This window comes from Roseovarius amoyensis, from assembly GCF_003260265.1.
Lineage (GTDB): Bacteria > Pseudomonadota > Alphaproteobacteria > Rhodobacterales > Rhodobacteraceae > Roseovarius > Roseovarius amoyensis.
The window spans coordinates 1-20976 of the sequence record NZ_QITQ01000008.1; the positions used below are offsets into that span (position 1 = coordinate 1).

The window sequence follows — 20976 nt, forward strand, 5'->3', positions numbered from 1 at the left end:
CTTGTCGGCGCTGTCCTTTGATGTTCCGGGTTTCTTGTTCATCTTCGCTCCTTAAAGGCTACGATGAACCAGAACCCCTCCGGTGTTCAAATCCTCAAATCTGTCCCACAGGTGCTGACGTCAGACACTCTTATTTTTGTCATTGCCCTGTTGCCCGGCCTCGCCTTCGCGGAAGCCATCCCGCGCGGCGGTCCCAATGACAACCGCGTGCGGCTGGCCACCTATCAGGAGGGTCAGGTCTACCGCCTCAGCGTGTCGCTCAGCCATGTGACCACGGTCGAGTTCGGGGAAGGCGAGAGCATCCGCTCGATCATCGCCGGCGACACGGAAGGCTTCGAGATCGACGGCGTTCCGGGCGGGCAAGCCTTCGCGATCAAGCCTGTCGCCCGAGGCGTCCATACCAATGTGACCGTCTATACAAACCGCCGGAGCTACTACTTCAACGTCCAGGAGGTCCGCAGCCCAACCTTCTACGTGGTGCAGTTCCGCTATCCGGAGGACGATGCGCGCCCCACCCGGGCCATCGCCGCCCAAGCGCCAAACTACAATTACGGTGCCAGCGCCCGGACCGAGTTCACGCCAACTCGTATCTGGGATGACGGGACGTTTACGTTTTTCGAGTTCCCGCGGAACGCGCCGGTGCCCGCGATCTTTCGCTACGCGGGTGGCCGTGAGCGGACGGTCAACACGCAAGCCACCGAGGACGGAGTGATCCGGGTCTCCGGGGTGAACAGGCAATGGGTGTTGAGGATCGGGGAAGAGGTTGTCTGTATCGAGGCAACACCGCCTGCGGGGGTAGGATCATGAGCGACACCGGAAACGCGGACCTCGAGAAACGTCTCGCCGCCCTCGAGCAAGGCAAAGGCGCAGGTTCGCCCCCTGCCCCGCGACGTTCACCGCTGCTCGCACTGGTCGTTGTCCTCGTGATCGGCGCGGGCGGTTTACTGCTCTATTTCATGTCCCAACCCGAGGAAGAGGAAGCCCTGCCCACGGCCACGCCGGACGTGTTCCAGAACGAGGGCGACGGCTTCGGCGCCATCGAAACCCTACCTCCACCCGAGCCCGAAGTGGTTCTGGTCGCGCCCGAGCCCGTCGAGCCCAATGCCGAGCTTCTGGCGCAGCTCGCCGCCCTACAGGCCCAGATCGAGGAATTGCGCAACGCACCTGAACCCGTGGTCGAGGAAGACACGGCTGCCGCGGAAGCCATTGATGCACTGACCACCCAGATCGCGGCGCTGCAAGCGGCGTCAGAATCCGCGCAGCAACAGTTTCGCGATGAGCTCACAGCGCGCGATCGCGAACTGGAGCAACTCCGCATGGACCTTGAACTCGCGCAGCTCGAAGCCAATCGTCCCCTTCCCGCGCCCGTTGGCCCTACAGAGGACGAGTTGCGGGCGCGGGAAGAGGAGCGGCTGCGCCGCGAGGAGGAGGCAAGGCGGCTCGCGGAACTTGAGCGCCGCGCGGCTGAGGAGCGCGCGTTTCAAGAGCGTCGCATCACCTCGCCCACCATCGCCTTCGGTGGCACGTCAGGTGCGAATGAGACTGCGCTGACCGAACGCACCTTTGGCGAAGTGACGGATTTCGTGCTGAACGGTGCGTTGCCCTCCACCGTGACGCAGGCCGAGGTGATCGCCAATCCCTCCAACACGATTCTACAGGGCACCATGATCCAGGCCGTCATGGAAACAGCCCTCGACAGCTCCCTCCCCGGCCAGACCCGCGCCGTGGTGTCCGAGGATGTCTACAGCGTCGATGGCGCGCGCCTCTTGATCCCCCGCGGATCCCGTCTCGTCGGGCGCTACCGCGCTGGCGTCGATATCGCGCAGCGCCGCGTCACCATCGCCTGGGACCGGATCATCCTGCCCGCGGGCCAGACCGTCCAGATCAGCTCTTTCGGGGGCGATGAACTGGGTCGCTCCGGCGTAACTGGTTTCGTGGACACGCGTTTTGCCGAGCGTTTCGGGTCGGCCGCCCTGATCTCGCTGATTTCCGCGGCACCAAGTGCCGCCGCCTCCGAGGTCCAGGATGAGACTGCCGCCGACGTTCTCGAAGACGTTGGCGATGATCTGGCAGATGCCACGGACAGCGTCATTGGCGATTACCTCTCCATCGGACCCGTCATCTATGTCGACCAGGGGGCCCGCGTGACAGTGATGGTCGACCGCGATCTGGAGATATTCTGAGCCCATGTCGCTGAGCTATCTTGAAACCTCGCTCGACCGGATCGACGCCGCCGCTCGCGACGATGTCATCGAGATCTGCATCAACCCTGATGGCACCTGCTGGGGCGAATTCCAGGGCGATCACTTCATGCGCGCGCTGGACCAGAGGCTGACGGGCGTTCAGGTCAGGGACCTCGGCAACCAGATCGCCTCCTCGGCCAATACCACGATGAGCAAGGACCGCCCCATCGTCTCGGTCTCGATCACCTATAAGGGTCGCCCGATCCGCGCACAGGTCATCACCCCGCCCGCCGTGCTCTCGGCCATGTCGATCAGCCTGCGGTTCTTCTCAAGCCTGCCGCTCGAGGGTATCGCGCTCGATTTCCTCTACGGAAAGGAGCGCAAGCTCGAAGATCTGCGCGTGGAAAAGAAGCGCGCCTTGCGCGCCGTGGTGGCCGCGGGTTTGATCGATGATGCGCTGGCCTTCTGCGTCGAGAACAAACTCAACATGATCGTCTCGGGTGGCACCTCCACCGGCAAGACAGTCGCCGCGCGCAAGATCCTCTCTCACGTACCGGCCGAGGAACGCATCGTCACCATCGAAGAAGCCGCCGAGCTTCTGCCGACCCAGCCCAATGCCGTGACCCTCATCGCCAATCGCGACGCAGAATTCCAGACCGCCGATGTGCTTCTCACCGCCACGCTGCGCATGCGTCCCGACCGGATCATCCTGGGCGAAGTGCGCGGCAAGGAGGCCATGACCTTTCTGGAAGCCATCAACACCGGCCACGGCGGGTCCATGACCACGCTGCATGCCGAAACCCCGCAACTCGCCGTGCAGCGGCTCGCGATCGCGGCACTCAAGACCGAAATCCCGATGACCTATGCCGACATGATCCAGTACATCGAAAATTCGATCGATGTGATCATCCAGGCCGGTCGGCATGACGGCAAACGCGGCATCACCGAATTCTACCTCCCCGGCGCAACTGAGATTGGAACTTCTCCATGAAGACGTTTGAATACGATATCTTGTTCTTTGAGGTGAAAAAACAAAAGGACTACGACGCGATGCGAAGCGCCTTGAATGAGCGCGGCGCGGAGGGGTGGGAAGTCATCACCGCCGAAGCGGGTGACTACGGCTACACCACTTTCTTGAAGCGTGAAACTGTTGCGACGAAGGCGGCTTTAGAATGATGCGGGTCGTTGCAACGGCAGGCCTGCTCGCCGCTCTCTGCCCAACCGCTGGCGTGGCCGAGCGGAACTTGGTCCCAACGCTCGACAATCAGCCGGATGTCTGCCCAGACCAGCCTCCCGAGCCACAGTGGATGCAAGACATCGATGTACGCGAGGCCCACAAACGGCTCCTGATCCAACAAATCTATCGGGCGCAGAGTATGCAACGCATCGTTGAAGCCCAAAGCTGTGAATGTCCCACGCGGTATCCATCTTGGGCAGCAGCCGAACGCGTATACGTTGAGCGTTTCGCCTCGTCCGAATACTGGGAGATCGTGGAAGCGACGTCCCAATACCGGCGCCAAGCAAATGAGCTTCGACGCAAAGCCATGCCAATCTGCGAAGCCGCTGGAAACTGGTAGGGATCCATGAGTGTCGTCACCTACTTCGTGGAAACGGCCGAAGGCTATCTCAATACCGCTGCCGAGACACAGTTTGGCGCGGTCGCAGCAACGGTCGGCACGATACTGGTTCTGGGCACAACACTGGTTGTCATTCTGGTCTTCATCAACATGATCTACCAGTATCGCGCCATGGACGGCCGAACTGCCTTTTGGCTGGCCGTGAAGGTCGGGCTGATAGGTATCTTCGCGGCCAATTGGGTCCAGTTCAATGCGCTTGCCTCAGCGATACTGAATGGGATCGACAGCATTGCCGGGGCCCTTGTTGCTTCTGTTGGCGGCGGATCACCAGGTCCGTCCGGTACCTTTGCAGAGGAATTCGACGATCTGATCGCAGCCCTCGGGGACTATCTGAATGCTGCGGGATCTGAGTTGAACTGGATGGCCGGCGCCTTGCTCGACACGCTTGGGGTACTGCTGCTCTCGATCCTAGGTGGCTTGGCGGCGTTCATTGTTGTAGCGTCACGGCTCATGATCGCCCTTCTGATCGGCATCGCGCCGGTCATGATCTTCCTGACCCTTTTCGACGTGACCAAGGACTATTTCGCGCGCTGGCTTTCGGCGCTGATCTCCTTCGCGATGTATCCGATCGTAGTCGCCGGCGTGTTCGCGACGATCACGGGGGTCTCTCGGGCGCTTCTTGCCGAGCTTGGCGACCCAGAGGGGGCCTCAAACATAGGGGCCCTTATCCCATTTTTCATGATGGTGCTGATGGCAAAGGGTTTCATCATAGCAACGCCTTTCTTGGTTCGTGCGATTTCCGGAAACATCATGATGCCAGCACTCTCGGCCGGGTTCGGGGGAAGCTATGCCTTCGCCAGAGGGCTTGCCGGCAGCCAGCAGGTCTACAACCGCTACGCCATCGGTGGCGCCACCGGGGCCGAATACGCAGCTCTGCGTGCCCGCCAGTTCTTCGGTGTGCAGGCCTTGCCACACCGTCCAAATACTGCTGGGGGGCCAACCCCAGCTCCTCCCGGCGACGCGACTGGCACAGGAGCCAGAATGCTTGCGCAGCTTTCAAGGTTGGGACGCCTTGGCAGGCGGTGACGGTCAACTCATAGCACTCGAGGAAGGTGGAGATCACCATCGTGAAGTACAGTTAGCGGAATGACGTGCGACTGTCAGTTAGAGCCATGCTACCGCGCCAGAATAGCAGCTTCCTAGTCAAGGTTCTCGCGCATGCGTTCCGGTAGTAGAGGATGCTGCAGTCCGGCCAGTTTGCCACGATCAATGAACTGGTCAAACGCGAGGGGATTGCTGCTCCGTATTTGGCACGAACGCTGAGGTTATCTCAGCTTGCTCTAGGCATTGTGGAGGCGATCCTTGCTGGCCGTCAGCCGCCCGGACTGACATTGGAGGTACTGCGAGGTAACGTTCCTGACGATTGATCACAGCAAGTGGGGAGTCTGATGCGCCGGGCCGAATAGGGCTTGCAGGCACTGTCACTGAAGCTGTAGCCTCCGTGAGCCATTGTCAGGTGAAAGAGCAGCCAAACCAAAGAATTGTGCATTTGTTTAAGCTGGGTTCTTTGACAAGCCGTTTACTTCGCAATGGCATGTCGAAACCGGGCGAAATAGATTACGCATGAACGAAGCTGATACCTGCAGAAAATTCGTCGTCCCAAAGCTGCAGGCAGCAGGCTGGGACAATCGTCCGCATGCAATCAACGAACAGAAAACATTTACCGATGGTCGGGTAGTTTTCATTGGCGGAAAAGCCCGCCGGGGAAAACAGAAGCGCTCAGACTATTTGCTCCGCTATAACCCGGATTTTCCAATTGCCGTTGTTGAGGCGAAGTCCCGATATAAACACGCAGCTGAGGGACTTCAGCAGGCAAAGGAGTATGCTGAGATTCTTGGGCTGCAGTTTGCGTATTCGACAAACGGCATCGAAGTCGTTGAATTCGATTACACAACCGGTGTTGAGAGTATCATTGGGGATTTCCCGGCGCCCGATGATCTCTGGGCTCGGCTCCGCCGCGCCGAGGGCATTTCCGACGATCAAGTGGCCGAACGGCTGTTGACGCCCACGTTCCCAGACCGAGCCAAGCCTCTTCGCTACTATCAGGAAATCGCTGTGAACCGCGCCGTTCAGGCGGTGCTTCAGGGCCAGAAGCGAGCACTACTCACACTGTGCACCGGAGCAGGCAAGACTGCCGTCGCCTTCCAGATCTGCTGGAAGCTCTGGTCTGCACGCTGGAATTCCAAAGGGGTCAACCGGAATCCAAAGATCCTGTTTCTCGCGGATCGCAACGTGCTGGTTGATGATCCGATGGCGAAGGATTTCAGTCCATTCGGCGATGCCCGACACAAGATCGCAGGTGGTGTCGCTGTCAAAAGTCGTGATGTTTATTTCGCAATCTACCAGTCCATCGCGCGCGACGAAAACCGTCCTGGCCTCTATCGCGAATATGCACGCGACTTCTTCGACCTGATCATAATTGATGAATGTCACAGGGGCAGCGCGCGCGACGACAGCAATTGGCGCGAGATTCTCGAGTGGTTTGCACCAGCGACCCAGATCGGAATGACAGCGACGCCGCGGCGCGAGGAAAACCTCGACACCTATAACTACTTCGGCGATCCGCTTTACGAATACAGTCTCGCGCAGGGCATCGCCGATGGTTTCCTCGCCCCGTACCGCGTTCACCGTGTCATCTCGGACTATGATGCCGCCGGATGGCGCCCGACACGTGGCGAGCTTGACCGCTATGGACGTGAAATCCCCGACTCCGAGTATTCCACGCGAGATTTCGAGCGAGTCGTGGCGCTTCGTGCAAGGACGCAGGCCATCGCGAAACACCTGGCGGGCTTCATGGCGGAGACTGATCGTTTCGCCAAAACCATCGTTTTTTGCGTCGACCAGGAACACGCGCTCGAAATGCGCCAAGCGCTCGCTGCCTTAAACACCGATCTGGTGAAGGATCACCCCGACTATGTTTGCCGCGTCACGTCTGACGAGGGTGATATTGGCAGCGCGCACCGAGCCAATTTCCAGGATGTCGAAACCCAGACGCCGGTCATCCTCACCACCTCGCAGCTTTTGACCACCGGCGTCGATGCCCCGACCTGCAAGAACGTTGTGCTTGCCCGGGTGGTGGGCTCGATGCCGGAGTTCAAGCAGATTATCGGACGCGGAACGCGCCTCAGGGCCGACTATGGGAAGCTCGCCTTCAACATCATCGACTACACCGGCACTGCAACACGAATGTTTGCTGATCCAGCTTTCGACGGCGATCCCGTCCGCGAGGATGAAGCGGTGATCAATGCAGAAGGTGATGTCGTTGAAGAGCGCGAGATAGAAGAGACGCCACTGGATCCCGACGACTACCCTGATTTGCCAGATGGACCGGTCGAGCTCGACGACGAGCCAGAAGCCGGCCCCCGGAAATTCTACGTCGATGGCGGTGAGGTTTCGATTGTCCGGCACCTCGTTTACGAGCTTGATTCCGACGGCCGTCAACTCGCCTGCCGCCAGCTGACCGACTATACTGGCGACAAGGTTCGCACTCTCTATCCCAACGCCTCGGAACTTCGGACAGACTGGCTTGACCCCGAGCGCCGGGCCGAGATCGTCGAACGGCTGGAGGAGAAAGGCATCGAGCTAGACTCCCTTGCCGAGGCGGTCGGAAAGCCGGAGGCCGACCCGTTCGACCTACTTTGCCATCTCGCCTACAATGCGCCGTTGCGCACACGTCGTGAGCGCGCGGATCGCCTGCTGCGGGAACAGGACGACTTTCTGGCCCGCTTCGGGCCTGATGCCCGCGAAGTTCTGGGCGCTGTGCTTGAGAAATATGCAGAACACGGCAGCGCTCAGTTCAAGTTGCCTGACATCCTGGAAGTGCCCCCATTCAACGAATGGGGCAATGTAATCGAAATTGCCGCCCGCTTCGGCGGGGGCAAGGAGCTGCGCAGCGCCGTCACCGAATTGCAGCGCCTGCTCTATACCGCTTGAATTGAAGGAGGCCTAGATTGGCAAAAACCGCCCGCAAGAAGGCAGCGCCGAAGCAACTGACCACTGCCCAGCGTCTCGACAGCATCATCAAGTCTGCACGCAAGATCATGCGCAAGGACAAGGGGCTGAACGGCGACCTCGACCGCCTGCCAATGCTCACTTGGATCATGTTCCTGAAGTTCCTAGACGACATGGAGCGGATTGAAGAAGGACGCGCGGACCTGGCGGGCAAGGACTATCGTTCGATCATCGAGGCGCCGTATCGCTGGCGCGATTGGGCAGCGGATGCCGACGGAATCACTGGCCCGGACCTGCTGTCGTTCTTGGTCGCTGACGAAGCCGAGCGGCCGGACGGCAGCCGTGGCCCCGGCCTGTTCGCCTATTTGCGCGGCTTACGCGGTGACAATGGCCGACGTGAGCGGCGCGACGTGATCGCGACCGTTTTTCAGGGCTTCGCCAACCGAATGGAAAGTGGCTACCTTCTGCGTGACGTTGTGAACCTGATAGATGGCATCCACTTCGACTCGTCCGAAGAGGTCCACACGCTTGGCCGCCTTTACGAGACACTGCTGCGCGAGATGCGCGACGCCGCCGGGGACTCTGGCGAGTTCTACACGCCCCGGCCGGTGGTGCGCTTCATGGTTGAGGTGACAGATCCCAAACTCGGTGAGACCATCCTTGATCCGGCCTGCGGCACGGGCGGCTTTCTGACTGAGTCTTACCAGCACCTCGAGCGGCAGGCCGATACGGTCGAGAAGCACAGGGTCCTGCAGGAAGACAGCTTCTTTGGTGGCGAAGCCAAATCGCTGCCGTTCCTGCTGTCCCAGCTCAACCTGCTGCTGCACGGTCTTCATGCCCCGCGGATCGATCCTGGCAACGCGCTGCGGTTTCGTCTGGCTGAAATCGGCGAGGATCAGCGGGTCAATGTCATCCTGACCAACCCGCCCTTTGGCGGCGAGGAAGAGACGGGCATCCTCAACAACTTCCCCGACGATCGCCGTACAGCGGAAACTGCGCTTTTGTTCCTTCAGCTGATCATGCGCCGATTGAAACGTGCAGGGCGCGGTCGAGCGGCTGTTGTCGTCCCGCATGGCACTCTGTTCGGCGACGGCATCTCGGCACGGATCAAGGCCGACTTGCTGGAGAAATTCAATCTACACACGGTGGTGCGACTGCGTGAGGGGGTGTTTGCGCCTTACACGGACATCCCGGCAAACCTGATCTTTTTCGACTCCAGCGGACCGACCAAGGACATCTGGTACTATGAACTGCCCCTGCCGGAAGGTCGCAAGAAGTACTCAAAAACCGCACCGATGGCTTATGAGGAATTCGGCGGCTGCCTTGAATGGTGGAATGATCGCATGGAGAATGACCGCGCCTGGAAGGTTTCCGCTGCCGATCTGATCAAGCGTGATGAACAGAATCGTGTCACATCCTGCAATCTCGACATCAAGAACCCTCATTCCGGCGAAGTCGCGGACCACCGCGCACCCGCCGAAATTGTCGACGCGATCATCAAACAGGAAAAACGGATCCTTGGCATCATGGACGAAATCAAAACTGTCCTTGCGGAGCGCTCTTGATGGCGAAGACGATCAGCATTGATGAATTCCTAACCAAATCCGAGGATTGGGTGCCCGTTCAGCCGGATCAGCGATACAAGCAGATCACCGCCAAACTATGGGGGAAAGGTTTGACGTTGCGCGGCGAGGTTCAGGGCTCAGCGATTGCGGCGGCAAGGCAGTATAAAGCCAAAGCAGGTCAGTTTCTGATATCCAGAATTGACGCACGGCATGGTGCCTTTGGCATCGTTCCTGCCAATCTAGACGGCGCTTTGGTCAGCAACGACTTTCCTTGTTTCGATATCGATTCATCAAAGGTGCTGCCGCACTTTTTTGAATGGTATTCGCGCACCCCGGAATTCGTTGATCTCTGCCGTCGTGCGAGCGAAGGTTCGACCAATCGTGTTCGCATGAAAGAAGACAAGTTCTTGAAGATGTCCATCCCATTGCTTTCGCTCGATGAGCAGCGCGACATCGTGCAAAAGCTCGATGATGTTTCGGCCTTGGTCGATGAGCGTCGGCGTGAGATCGAGACCGCTGAACGCGAAACCCATGCCATGCTGCTTAAGGCCTTCCAACTCGCCACCGATGGTGTGCCTCTTCGGCCCATGACCGAGGTCGCCCCGCTTGTGCGCCGCCCGGTCGAGGTGGATCCGGCCGGGTCATACCCAGAACTCGGCGCAAGATCATTCGGTCGCGGGTTGTTCCACAAGCCGACACTTCAAGGGTCAGAGCTTACATGGCAGAAGCTTTTTCGTATCGAAGAAGGCGATTTGGTCTTCAGCAATATCAAGGCCTGGGAAGGCGCTTTTGCCGTTGCGGGATCAAATGATCATGGGCGCGTTGGTTCACACCGCTATCTGACTTGTGTGCCAGTGGCGGAAGTTATGAGCTCGGATTTTGTATACTTCTATCTGCAAACCAGAGAAGGCTTGGAAAAGGTGCAGGCGGCCTCACCGGGAAGTGCCGACCGTAATCGAACGCTGGGGCAGTCACGCCTCGAAGCGATTACTGTACCGACACCGGAGTTTGCAGTTCAGCTTTGGTTCAACCGGCTCCAAGCCAAGGCTCAGGAAATCCGAAGCATCCGGATGCGAACGACGGAAGACGTAGATGCCCTTATGCCAGCGTTGCTTCATGAGGTTTTCAGATCAGAGGCCAGTGCGGCATGATTCCACACGCAGTATTGACTCGGATTGACAGAACCGCTGCCAATGGCCGCACGGCGCCGGTGCTGGCCGCCTGCGAAGCCGTTGGCGGAGCAGCAGATGATGATGTGGAAATGTTCGTGAAGCTTTCGGCCGGGTGCGATCAAGCCGAGATCAACCTTGCACGCGAAGCAATCGCGGCCTGCCTTGCAGCTGATCTCGGGCTGCCTGTACCCAAACCCTGGCTTGTAGAGATACCGCCGGAAATTATTCCTGTTGTTTCAGATACCCAGATCGCAGACAAACTGCGCCGCAGCAGTCGCATCGCGTTCGGGTCAACCCGAACGTCGGGGTTCTCGGCTTGGGCGACCGGCCAACGGCTGTCAGATGCCATGCGACCAACTGCATCCGGCATATTGCTGTTCGATGCAATCATTCAGAATCCTGATCGGAGGGCGGACAACCCGAATTGCCTGATATGCGGCAACGAGCTTCGAATTATCGATCACGAGCTCGCATTTATGCATAGAATGGTTCTTTTGTGGAAAGCGCCATGGATATTGGGTGGAATGAAGGATTTGGAAACGCCTGGCAGGCATATATTCGTGCAGGAGTTGAAAGGCACACCGATCGACTTCGCGTCGATCAAATCTCGATGGACCGCCTTGTCGGATGCGCGTCTGAAGGAGTATGAAGGAAGCATCCCGTCAGAGTGGGCAACCGCCCAAGCTGATATAGATGCTGCGTTGAAGTTGATCGCTGACGCTCGGGACAACATCGACGACTGCATCAGGGAGTTAGGGAGGATACTGACATGACCACGAAGGAGCCGTACAGCTACGTCGTCTTACGCTACGTCCACGATATCCTAACCGGCGAGTTCGTGAACGTCGGCTTGGTCGTAGTTGTCCCGGGCCAGCCGCTTATCCTCACGAAGGCTCGTAAGACCTTCGGAAGGATCAAGAATATATTTCCAGACCTCGATAGCGATGCTTACAAGCGCGCCATCGAATCGATCGAACGCGGCATGAAAAGCGTTGAGCGCAGCCTGAAATCCGAAGGCCTGTTCAAGGGTGAAAAGACTGCTGGCGACTATGCGCGCATCGCTCTTCCGCTTGATGACAGTTCGCTGCAATGGTCACCCGTAGGGGCGGGTTTGACGTCCGATCCACAGAAAACCTTCGATCAGCTCTATCACCGGTTCATCACTCGCTATGATCGCCCTTCGCAACGACGCAGGTCTGATGAGGATGTTTGGCGACCAGTCGAGGCGAAGCTGAAGGAGCAAGGCGTGCAAGTCTCGTTGGAGTCCAAGCGTGTCCACGGAAGCACCGATACTGTCGATTTTCGGCATGCTTGGAAGAACGGTCGCTGGCATGTCTACGAGCCACTATCCTTCGATCTCTCGGACGCAGACAACATCAAGGACAAGGCACGCCGCTGGCTTGGCCACCTCTCTGCTGTAAAAGTTGGTGCCACCGAAGACGTCCAGGTGCATTTTCTCGTTGGCCGCCCGCAGAGTGCGTCTTTAGTTCCGGCGTACAAGAATGCGGTCGATATCTTGCGACAAGTGCCTTTCGACAATCGCGTTTTCGAAGAAGACGAAATCGACGATTTTGTCCATGAAATAGAAGACGAAGTGCGTCAACATCAAGGTCGTGTCCAGTAGCTGCCCACCTTGTATTCAACGCTTCGATTTCGACTCGCGTCTCATCCGGCTTTCGGTTGAGTATCCAAACCTCGCGTACGCAACGAGAAAAATTATCGCATAATAACAAGCGCATGTGCGCTGACGACCGTAGTGGGTCGGTTAACAGGTCCGGAGAATATATGCCCTGAGAAACCGTTTACGGGCCTCCTGATGAAGAGGCCAGTGCTCAACTCCTTCCCGCATACCCCTAGAAAACAACGGAAAAATCCGGTCGTATCTGGAGCGTGTGAACATTTTCGCTAGGGTATATGGCGGTACGGATGAGATTCGAACGTCCGGTTTCGCCGCCCCCCTGCAAAAATAACACTCTTTTCATCCTATCGAGCAACCAGATTTTCGCTGCCGTCTTCTCGCAACATCGCTTCCATCTCATCCAAGCCTTCGACAGCGGAGCGCATCTGCATCTCATCACTCGCGCCTGCTGTTTCGACGTAACCGTCCGGTCTCCCCGCTCTGCCGGAGTGCGCTATGACCAGATACTGTCCAGTTAGAGATAATGGACAGTAACGAGGTAGGGCATGGGCAAGAAGCGGCGTCGGCGGAATTGGTCGGACGACGAGAAGCGGATGATCTGCGCGCAGACGAAGTTACCGGGTGTATCGGTCAGCCAGGTTGCGCGGCGCTATGATGTGAACACAAATCTGGTTTTCATCTGGCTGAGGGACGAGCGATACAACGTGGAGCCGGAAGAGGTCGATGTGGCGCGGTTTCTGCCCGTTGAAGTGATTGAACCGATGGCCGCCCCCGAACCCCAGCTTGAGAGACCTCCGTCTGAACTGGACATCGCGCTGGCGGGCGGACATCGCTTGACGGTTCGCGGTCCATTCGATCCCGACCAGTTGGCCGCCCTGATCCGGAAGCTGGCTTCGTGATCCCTGTTCCGGCACAAACGAAGGTCTGGCTTGCAGCCGGGGTCACGGATATGCGCAAGGGCTTCAACGGCCTGTCCGCCCTAGCCGAGAAGATCCTGCAGGAAGACCCGTTCTCGGGGCATCTGTTTGTGTTTCGTGGCCGTCGTGGCGATCTCTTGAAGATTGTCTGGTGGGATGGTCAGGGAGCGTGCCTGTTCAGCAAACGCCTGGAGCGCGGGCGCTTTGTCTGGCCTGCCGCGAAGGACGGCAAGATCAGCGTGACGCCAGCGCAACTTTCCATGCTCTTGGAGGGCATCGACTGGCGGTTGCCACAGAAGACATGGACGCCTCTGACTGCCGGTAATTTACCAACAAATCCAGAGGTGTAGGATTCACATTCCGACATTGCCGGGGTATATCTTCGGCCATGTTGGATACGCCCAAAATCCTGCCTGCCGACCCCGGCGAACTCCGCGAGACGGCGGAGGGTTTGCTCGATCTGGTGAAGGCGCAGGCGCTCAGGATCGCCAAGCTGGAACACCAGCTTGCAGGGCATAACCGGCATAGGTTCGGGTCCAAATCCGAGAGCATGGATCAGCTTCAACTGAAGCTGGAAGAGGAGGAGACGGCAGCGGCGCATGAAGCGCCAGAAGCCGCTGCCGATGTTGCCGACGAAGAACCGAAGGCCAAGCCGAAGCGCAAACCTTTGCCACCGGAACTGCCCCGGTTCGATCATGTGCTGAGCCCTGGAGGAGCCTGCAAGTGTGGCGGCAAGCTGCGCGCAATCTCCGAGGATGTCACCGAAGAGTTGGAATACGTGCCGGGCCGGTTCGTCGTGAACCGCATCGTGCGCCCGCGCATGGCCTGCGCCGATTGCGACCGGATCGTTCAAGCCGCTCTGCCTTCACGACCCATCGAGCGCGGTCGCCCTGGAGCTGGCCTGTTGGCCTACGTGTTGGTGAGCAAATACGCGGATCACTGCCCGCTATACCGCCAGTCACAAATCTATGCCCGGGAAGGGATCGATCTGGACCGCTCGACGCTGGCCGATTGGGTTGGCCGCTCTACTGCGCTCTTGGAGCCTCTGGCCGATGCAATTGGCCGTCATGTCAAGGCCGGGCAGTCCATCTTCGCAGATGACACCCCAATCAAGATGCAAGCCAAAGGCAAATGCGCCACCGCGCGGGTCTGGACCTATGTGCGCGATGAGCGTCCTTGGGGCGGAGGTGATCCGCCTGCCGCTTGGTATCAGTTCACGACAAACCGAAAAGCCGAGCATCCTTCGGCGCATCTGACCAGTTACAAGGGCTGGATGCACGCGGATGGCTATGCCGGGTTCAATGATCTCTACCGATCCGGTGCGATCAGCGAGGTCGCCTGCATGGCGCATATCCGCCGCAAGTTCGTGGACGTATTCCAGTCGCAGGGGCTGCAAGTGGCCGAAGAAGCGATCCGGCGCATTGCCGAGCTATACGCTGTGGAAAAGAACGCCCGAGGATTGCCGCCTGCAGACCGTGTTCGGCTGCGCCAATCCCGGTCAAAGCCGATCCTCAATGATCTCGAAGCCTGGCTTGCCGCGCAATTGACCCGCATCCCCGGCAAATCCGAGCTGGCCAAGGCAATCCGCTATGCCCTGACCCGGATCAAGAAGCTGCGCCCCTACCTCGATCATGGCATTCTGGAGATCGATAACAACTCAGCGGAACGGGCCATGAAGCCGGTGGCTATTGGCCGCAAAAACTTCCTCTTCGTCGGTTCCCCCGGCGGCGGTAAGGCCGCAGCCATCGCCTATTCCCTGATCGAAACAGCCAAAATGAACGGCGTTGACCCCCAAGCCTGGCTGACATGGGTGCTCGCCCGTATCGCCGATCATAAAATCACGCGTCTCGACGAGTTGCTCCCTTGGCGCTACGCTGCCGGGGCAGCGTAACGGGCTGCGCCGGGACAGTGCCAGAGCACCATAACCGGACGGTCACGTTTCGACATCCACAACCTGGCTACCAAAATCCAACTCCATCTGGCGCTGTTCCTCGGCGATGACGGCTTGAACGACGGGCGCGGTCTTCTTTGGGGCGAGATGGGTTTGCTCTGACGATTGGCCATCAGCAGCCTGGCGCGCGGCCTCAACGTCGGCGTCGGATCCGCCTGCACCGTCAGCTGGCGGCGTCATCGGCATGGCGCGCACACTGAGCGGGAGATTCCCCTGCGGCCCCCCTCCCCCAGGCTCCGGAAACGGCAACTCCCCCGTCTGCGCCCCGTGGATCGCCTTGAACAGCCGATCGTCGAAGTACTGGACCCGCTTTGCCCGGACTGGCATCTGGGCATCAATGACCATGACGATTTCATCGAGGGGCAGACGGCGCGCTTCATCTTCTGGCAACAAAGAGCTTTCTTCGGTCCGTGTGGATTGGCTGCGGCCCTCGAAGGGGTTCTTGCCGATGGATTGAGAACGGGTGACGACGGTCTTGGTGGTCTTGCCAACGGCCTTGCTCAGCTCTTCGACGGTTTTTTCATCAGATGGCGTCAGGTAGAGTTTCACGCCGGCATTGCCTTGCAGGGCGCGGCGGGTGTTCTCGCCGTAGATTTCATCGAGGGCGGGGATGGTTTGGGTGACGACGGCCAGGTGACCACGATAGGTGCGCAGGGTCTCGATGCTCTCGACCACGATGGGCATCTTGCCCAGGCGATTGAACTCATCGAGCATGATCATCACGGGCCATGGCTCATCCGGTCCGGGATCCTTCTCCTGCATTGCGGAGAGGAGATCGGAAAAGAAGAGCCGGATCAGCGGCGCGAGGGGCTTCACCATCAGCGGCTGGACCACGAGATAGACGGAGAAGGGCTTCTTGCGGATCGTCCGGAAATCAAAATCCGACACCGCCGTCGCCTCATCGATCGCCGGGTTCTGCCATTGATCGAGCCCTGAAGTCATCAGGAGCGAGACATAGGAGGTCAGCGTATCATTGTTGGTCGAGGCCAGCCGGGTGAAGATCAGCTTGGCGGCTCTGTTCTCCACCTCGTGGCCGCGCGAAAAATATTCTTTCTGCTTGTTCCCGCCCGACGCAGCAATGCGGTAGATCTCGCCCAGGGTCGGGCGCTTGCGCTGGAAGGCCAACAGGCCTGCCGCCACGAAGAGATCGATCCCGCCTTTCAGAAGCCCCTGCACCCGGTCATTGTCGCTCTGCAGAAAAAGCGTCGCCAAGAGCTGCAATTCCATCTGCTGGCGGGCGGGGTCTTTCAGCTCGAAGATACGCAGGAGCGGGTTGTAGCGATGCGTGCGCTTGCCCTCCCAATCGGTAGGGGCAAAGCGGTAGACCTTGTCGCCCTGGGCAGCACGGTGGCGGGCCGTGGCCTCGAAGCATTCGCCCTTCACATCGAGTGTGACGGCGGAGCCCTGCCAGGTCAGCAGGTTCGGAATGACGAAGCCCGTGGTCTTTCCGCGGCCCGTGGGGGCCACGATCAGCGCATGGGGGAAGACTTTCGAGCAAATGTATTTCGCGCGGGATTTTGGAGCACCAAGTTTGCCGAGGATAAACCCTGTCCCGGGTGCACCGAAGAACCCGTTGGCCTTCATCTCCCGCGCGCTCTGCCAATGGGTCTGGCCAAACCGTGTGAGGGCTGACCCTGAGAGGGCGAGGCTCAGCATCAGGCCGGTGGCGGCAAAGCTGCCGATGATCAGGTGAATAAGTTGCGCGTCCTCCGGGCGGCGATTGAGGATCGCCATGTAGTTCTGCGCGATATAGGCAAAATCGATCTCGGCCCCGAAGCCGAGATCCTGGTAGGTCAGTACCGCCGAGGCGATGGTATAACCCATGGCCCCTGTCACCAGCGTTACCAGCAGGACGCCCATGGCGATCCGCGCTTTTCCCATGGCGGCGCTCAATGGACCTGGCCCCGCTCGGTCTCGCCATCCACGTCTGTCGCGCGGTGTTTTTCGTATTCTGCGTCGGCGAGTTCTTCGACCACCTGGCGCAAGGCCTCCGTGTTGGCCGTCGCGGCATCCGATTGCAGATAGACCTTGGCGACATATAGCCGGTCCAGACGGTCCTCGAGGACCTTGTCCAGCGCATCGGCATCTCCGGATGTGAGCCGGTCGAGTTGGCGGTCATCAAGCACCCGCGCGATCTCGGTTCGGAAAGCGTCCCGCTCCGCCTCAGTCTCGAAGGGCGCGGACAGCTCCCCGGCCCGCTCATGGTGCAGGACACGCGCAATCACGTCTGAGACACGATCGGCACGGCCAGACTGCGAAGCAGTTTCATCGCGGGCGGCGAGAAGGTCGTCGCGGGCTCCAACCCCAAGCCCCTGGCGCAACTCGTTGTCGCGGCGAACCTGATTGATGGCCTCCGTGTCCCGTATCTCGACGACGGCCGCATAGGTCGCACCGAGCCCACGGGCGAGGTGGGAGGGCATGTCCGGATAGCGCGCGCGCAAGTCATCCGTGACAGCATCTGCAACGGGCGTACGGATATCGCGCCCGTCCATGATGCGGTCGACCTCGCGGGCGATCTCACTGGCGCGGGCCGCATCGGTGATGGTCTCCCTGTAGGGCTCGGACCGGTCGATCACATCGTCCGGACGGGCGAGCAGCTCCGGATGTGCCTCAAGATACGCGCGCTGCTCCGCCTCGATCCGGCGCTCTGCCTTTGAGACCACCTCCCACTCCCGGTCTTCGATTTGCTGCGCTGTCAGACCTTCTGCGCGCATCTCCTGACGGATTGTCCCTTCCATCGCCTGCACCGCGTCCCGGTGATAATGGAACCGCTCGCTGACCGGTTCGGCTTCGACGACGCCATCCCGGTGCAGCACGTTTTCCCGTTCCAGAAGCGTGCCAAGCTCGACATGCACATCGTTGAGAATGTCGCGCGCCTGTTCCAGATCGGCACGGCCCTCGAGGTTCAGATCGCGCGCCTCGGCCACCTTGGAGAGATCATCGGCGATCCATTGATGCTCGAGCGCTGCATTGGACGCACCGGTTTCGATCCGGGCCACCACTTCCGATGTGCTGATCCCGGTGCCGCGCAGGGCCGCGTCGATCCGTGAGCGCAGTCCTGGCTCGGCGAGGCGCTCCAACTGGCTCTCCTGGATGTTTGCCTCTGAATAGACCCCGCCTTCCGAAGGAGCCTCTGACAGCGTGGATGATCGCAATCCGAGAGGCTGCATGTGCTGGACCTGCGTCTGGATCTCGATGAGGCGTTTTTCCAGCACGGGACGTTCCGCGTCGGACTTCTCGGCAATCATGCCCTGCACCCGCGCGAGCTTCTCCGCATAGAGGCTTCTCAGATCCTCGAAGCTTTGATCCTCGGCCATATACACATCTCCTGTTCGGTCCACCTGCCCGCCGCGCGCCAGCACCTCGCCCGCGCGGAAGAGGGCTGCCGCGATATCCTCGCGGGCTTCTCGCGAAGCCTCCGCGGCAAGCGCGTGGTAGACAGTTCTGGTGTTGGCGATCTCCGCCAGCGTCCGCGTCAGGTCAGCCCCCACGCGTTCGCGCTCGCGAGGCGCGCGCCCCTCGTCTTTCGCCGCATAGACCTCGCGGGTCCGGGCGGGGTAATGCACGACACCGCGATCGATGCGGCGCGTGGCCTCCAGGCGCACGCCATACTTCTCCGCCTCCTCGACCATGGCGAGGCGGAAGTCGTCATAGTTGAAGCGGTGGTGACGCCCCAGAAAGAAGAACTCGCCTTCCTGCGAGCGGCGGTTCAGCACCAGATGCGCATGGGGGTGATCGCGGTCCTCATGCACCGCGATGATGTAGTCGAAATGCCCCTCATCGGTCTGGAAGAACCGCTCTGCCACATCCGTCGCAATGTCGCGCACATCCTCGCCGCGGGTGCTGATGGGGAAGGACATGAGCATATGGGTGGTCTGCCCAAGCTTGGGCTTGAAGCCCGCGTCCCACCGCTTGGCAAAGCGCTCGGTGAGGTCCTTGATGTCACCCGCCTCGAGCTTCGCCTTGCCATCGAGGAACCCGCTGCTGTCCACGATATGGGTGGACTTGGTGGTGAGGTACTCGAGCTGGTTTGTGAGCTGTGATTTGGTATGCGTGCCCCCACCCCGGATCGCCTTGAAGACCGCTGGCCGATGCCCTGCTGCCGCGCGCACAAGCTGGCTCTGCTTGGCCACGTGCAGCCCCTGCATCGAGCCCCGGATGCGGCTCCAGCCGTCCCGGAACACCTCGCCTGTGACAGCGTCAACGGCATCATTCAGCCGCATGGGCAAACTCCCTCAGCGCGGCCATAGCCTCCAATTGCATCGCGTCGCGACGGCGGCGCAGGAGCAGGTCGATCTCATCCGCGGAATCCAGAATGAACCGCGCCAGCCCGCGAATCTGCGCGAGGCGCAATTCGGAGAACTCGGCACGCGTGCCACCATCAGCCCCCTGCCCCATCCGGTTGGCCCGCGTCATCTGCTTGGCGATCTGTGCGACCCCATTGCCAACCTCGTGCAGAGAGGCGCGATAGCGCGCCAACTCTGCCGCCAACTGCGCGTCCGGAACGAACACCCCGCCTGCGGCCTGAATGAGCCGCCGCAGCCCCTCGGCCCGGCTCTCGATCCCCGCTTTCGCCAGCACCGCGTCAAGGGCCGCAAGCTCCGCAGCCGTGACCTTCACACTGACCGCTGAGACCGGGATCGCGGCATCCGTCTGGCGCTCGACATCGGCTTTCAGGACGTAGCGCACGGCCCGCGATGTGACCTCGAAACGCTCGGCCAGCTCGGACGTCGGCACACCCTCCGCGGCCTCGCGGACGATCTGCATCTTCTCGATCTCTGTCAGGCGTTTTGTTCGGGACATGCGGAAGAAAGACCCCCTATTTCCTGCCACCTTCCACCAAGGCTGCCCCTACCTTACGATAATATACCACGCTGTCAATTATATACTTACGTCGCGTTCAGTCTCAGGCAGCCTTGGTGTCCGTTTCCCCCGCGGCCCGAAGGGGCGCGGGCCTGCACCTCACCACCAGCACAGCCTCCAACCTCAAAGGCCCCCTTCCCCAGCCCCGCCCGAGGGTCTGGCCGAACACGCATGTGTTCGGACGGAACCGCGGGCGGGCGCAAACCCCACCGACAGGACGGACAGGCAGGGTCAAGGAGGGCCAGATTTGGCTTGCCAAATCTCTGCCGCAAAAACCAGGAGGCGACAGGTTTTTGGGGATGGCCCCCTTGAGGCTGACTGGCCGGTCTGTCGCGGCCTGATCATTCCGGGGGGAGTGCGTCTCTTGAACGCGCAGCGACCGGCACCAAGAGGAGGTCGCTGTAGGCGATCACACGCGCCGGTGACGGCATCCCTGGAACAGGGATCGGGCCGCCCCCGGATCGTCCTGGGGCGGCCCATCCTCGTCAGAGGATTCAGTCCTGGGGATCCTTTGCGCTCGGCGGGAACATCACCAGCTCCGAGACCGCGACCGGGAAGTCAAGCTTGAGGCTGAAGAACTCCGAGCCGTCCCCGTTGCGGGTGTTGCGGAACATCGCACCCACGCGCTGAAAACGAGTGCGCTCCTGGCCATCGGTGTCGGTGAACTTGACGGGGACGGTGGCGACGTAGTGGTTGGTCATTTGGGTTACTCCTTGTTGCGATGGGGATCACCCGGCACGGGGGCAAGAGGCCCGGTCGCAAGCGCAAATGCGGAGGGTCCGCGGCTAGCCGTGGAAGCCGTATTTGTGCTTGCCGAAGCGTGAGCTGAGGGCACGGACGGGCCGACCCCGTGCGATCCACATCTATGAGCAAAAAGGAGTGATCCGGATGACCCCTGCCACCACCCCGCCGCCACCATCCGCGTCCGCGTCCCGCCGAGCCTGGCCGGGGTGCTGACGGAGCCCGCCCGCGTGGATGCGATGTTCCAAAACACCACCCGAGGGACGCGCAAGTCTTCAGCCTCAAGTGCGACGTCTCGACCCCTCGCGTCTTGCCCCGCTGACGATGTGCGTGAGGTGCGCACCATCCCCAGCCCGT

Annotated in this window: 17 protein-coding genes; 13 read left to right on the forward strand and 4 right to left on the reverse strand. The window is 60.3% G+C overall.

Annotation, left to right across the window (positions count from 1 at the left end):
• Positions 1-63: 63 nt before the first annotated feature.
• The 13 genes from DL899_RS08690 to tnpC all read left to right on the forward strand — a co-directional run bounded on the left by DL899_RS08690 (position 64) and on the right by tnpC (position 14955).
• The gene (locus DL899_RS08690) at positions 64-807 is read left to right on the forward strand and encodes a TrbG/VirB9 family P-type conjugative transfer protein (protein WP_420820965.1); all 744 of its coding nucleotides are present in this window, start codon (positions 64-66) and stop codon (positions 805-807) included.
• Positions 804-2183, forward strand: coding sequence for a TraB/TrbI/VirB10 family type IV secretion system protein (locus DL899_RS08695; protein WP_111733902.1), 1380 nt, complete (start codon positions 804-806; stop codon positions 2181-2183). Before DL899_RS08690 ends, DL899_RS08695 begins: the two co-directional genes overlap by 4 nt.
• Before the next feature lie 4 nt (positions 2184-2187).
• Positions 2188-3174: an ATPase, T2SS/T4P/T4SS family gene (locus tag DL899_RS08700; RefSeq protein ID WP_055296391.1), complete on the forward strand. Its 987-nt coding sequence runs from the start codon at positions 2188-2190 to the stop codon at positions 3172-3174.
• Positions 3171-3359 carry a hypothetical protein gene (locus tag DL899_RS08705; protein WP_055296390.1) on the forward strand — a complete coding sequence of 63 codons (189 nt, stop codon included), beginning with the start codon at positions 3171-3173 and terminating at the stop codon, positions 3357-3359. Before DL899_RS08700 ends, DL899_RS08705 begins: the two co-directional genes overlap by 4 nt.
• A 407-nt stretch (positions 3360-3766) precedes the next feature.
• Positions 3767-4846 (forward strand): TrbL/VirB6 family protein, encoded by a 1080-nt coding sequence (locus DL899_RS08715; RefSeq protein ID WP_111733906.1) that lies wholly within the window; start codon positions 3767-3769, stop codon positions 4844-4846.
• Positions 4847-5383: 537 nt separating this feature from the next.
• Positions 5384-7753: an EcoAI/FtnUII family type I restriction enzme subunit R gene (hsdR, locus tag DL899_RS08725; protein ID WP_111733908.1), complete on the forward strand. Its 2370-nt coding sequence runs from the start codon at positions 5384-5386 to the stop codon at positions 7751-7753.
• A 17-nt stretch (positions 7754-7770) separates the two neighbouring features.
• On the forward strand, positions 7771-9336 hold the full coding sequence (locus DL899_RS08730) for a class I SAM-dependent DNA methyltransferase (RefSeq protein WP_204355284.1): 1566 nt from the start codon (positions 7771-7773) through the stop codon (positions 9334-9336).
• Complete coding sequence (locus tag DL899_RS08735; protein ID WP_111733909.1) at positions 9336-10487, forward strand: restriction endonuclease subunit S domain-containing protein; 1152 nt, start codon at positions 9336-9338, stop codon at positions 10485-10487. Before DL899_RS08730 ends, DL899_RS08735 begins: the two co-directional genes overlap by 1 nt.
• Positions 10484-11281 carry a HipA family kinase gene (locus tag DL899_RS08740; protein WP_111733911.1) on the forward strand — a complete coding sequence of 266 codons (798 nt, stop codon included), beginning with the start codon at positions 10484-10486 and terminating at the stop codon, positions 11279-11281. The genes DL899_RS08735 and DL899_RS08740 overlap by 4 nt, the downstream gene beginning before the upstream one ends.
• The gene (locus DL899_RS08745) at positions 11278-12132 is read left to right on the forward strand and encodes a DUF3037 domain-containing protein (protein WP_111733913.1); all 855 of its coding nucleotides are present in this window, start codon (positions 11278-11280) and stop codon (positions 12130-12132) included. Before DL899_RS08740 ends, DL899_RS08745 begins: the two co-directional genes overlap by 4 nt.
• A 560-nt stretch (positions 12133-12692) precedes the next feature.
• Positions 12693-13046, forward strand: coding sequence for an IS66-like element accessory protein TnpA (gene tnpA, locus DL899_RS08750; protein ID WP_111733915.1), 354 nt, complete (start codon positions 12693-12695; stop codon positions 13044-13046).
• Positions 13043-13414: an IS66 family insertion sequence element accessory protein TnpB gene (gene tnpB, locus DL899_RS08755; RefSeq protein ID WP_111733917.1), complete on the forward strand. Its 372-nt coding sequence runs from the start codon at positions 13043-13045 to the stop codon at positions 13412-13414. The genes tnpA and tnpB overlap by 4 nt, the downstream gene beginning before the upstream one ends.
• A 38-nt stretch (positions 13415-13452) precedes the next feature.
• The gene (gene tnpC, locus DL899_RS08760) at positions 13453-14955 is read left to right on the forward strand and encodes an IS66 family transposase (protein WP_111733919.1); all 1503 of its coding nucleotides are present in this window, start codon (positions 13453-13455) and stop codon (positions 14953-14955) included.
• Positions 14956-14997: 42 nt separating this feature from the next.
• Here tnpC and DL899_RS08765 read toward each other — a convergent pair whose 3' ends face one another.
• From DL899_RS08765 to DL899_RS08780, 4 genes are all read right to left on the reverse strand, one after another.
• Positions 14998-16896: a type IV secretory system conjugative DNA transfer family protein gene (locus DL899_RS08765; RefSeq protein ID WP_239494664.1), complete on the reverse strand. Its 1899-nt coding sequence runs from the start codon at positions 16894-16896 to the stop codon at positions 14998-15000.
• Positions 16897-16904: 8 nt separating this feature from the next.
• Complete coding sequence (locus tag DL899_RS08770) at positions 16905-19238, reverse strand: relaxase/mobilization nuclease domain-containing protein (RefSeq protein ID WP_111733921.1); 2334 nt, start codon at positions 19236-19238, stop codon at positions 16905-16907.
• Positions 19225-19818 carry a transposase gene (locus DL899_RS08775; protein WP_111733923.1) on the reverse strand — a complete coding sequence of 198 codons (594 nt, stop codon included), beginning with the start codon at positions 19816-19818 and terminating at the stop codon, positions 19225-19227. Before DL899_RS08775 ends, DL899_RS08770 begins: the two co-directional genes overlap by 14 nt.
• A gap of 554 nt (positions 19819-20372) precedes the next feature.
• A complete protein-coding gene (locus DL899_RS08780) occupies positions 20373-20579 on the reverse strand; it encodes a hypothetical protein (protein WP_007120662.1) in 207 nt (68 codons plus the stop codon).
• Positions 20580-20976: the final 397 nt, after the last annotated feature.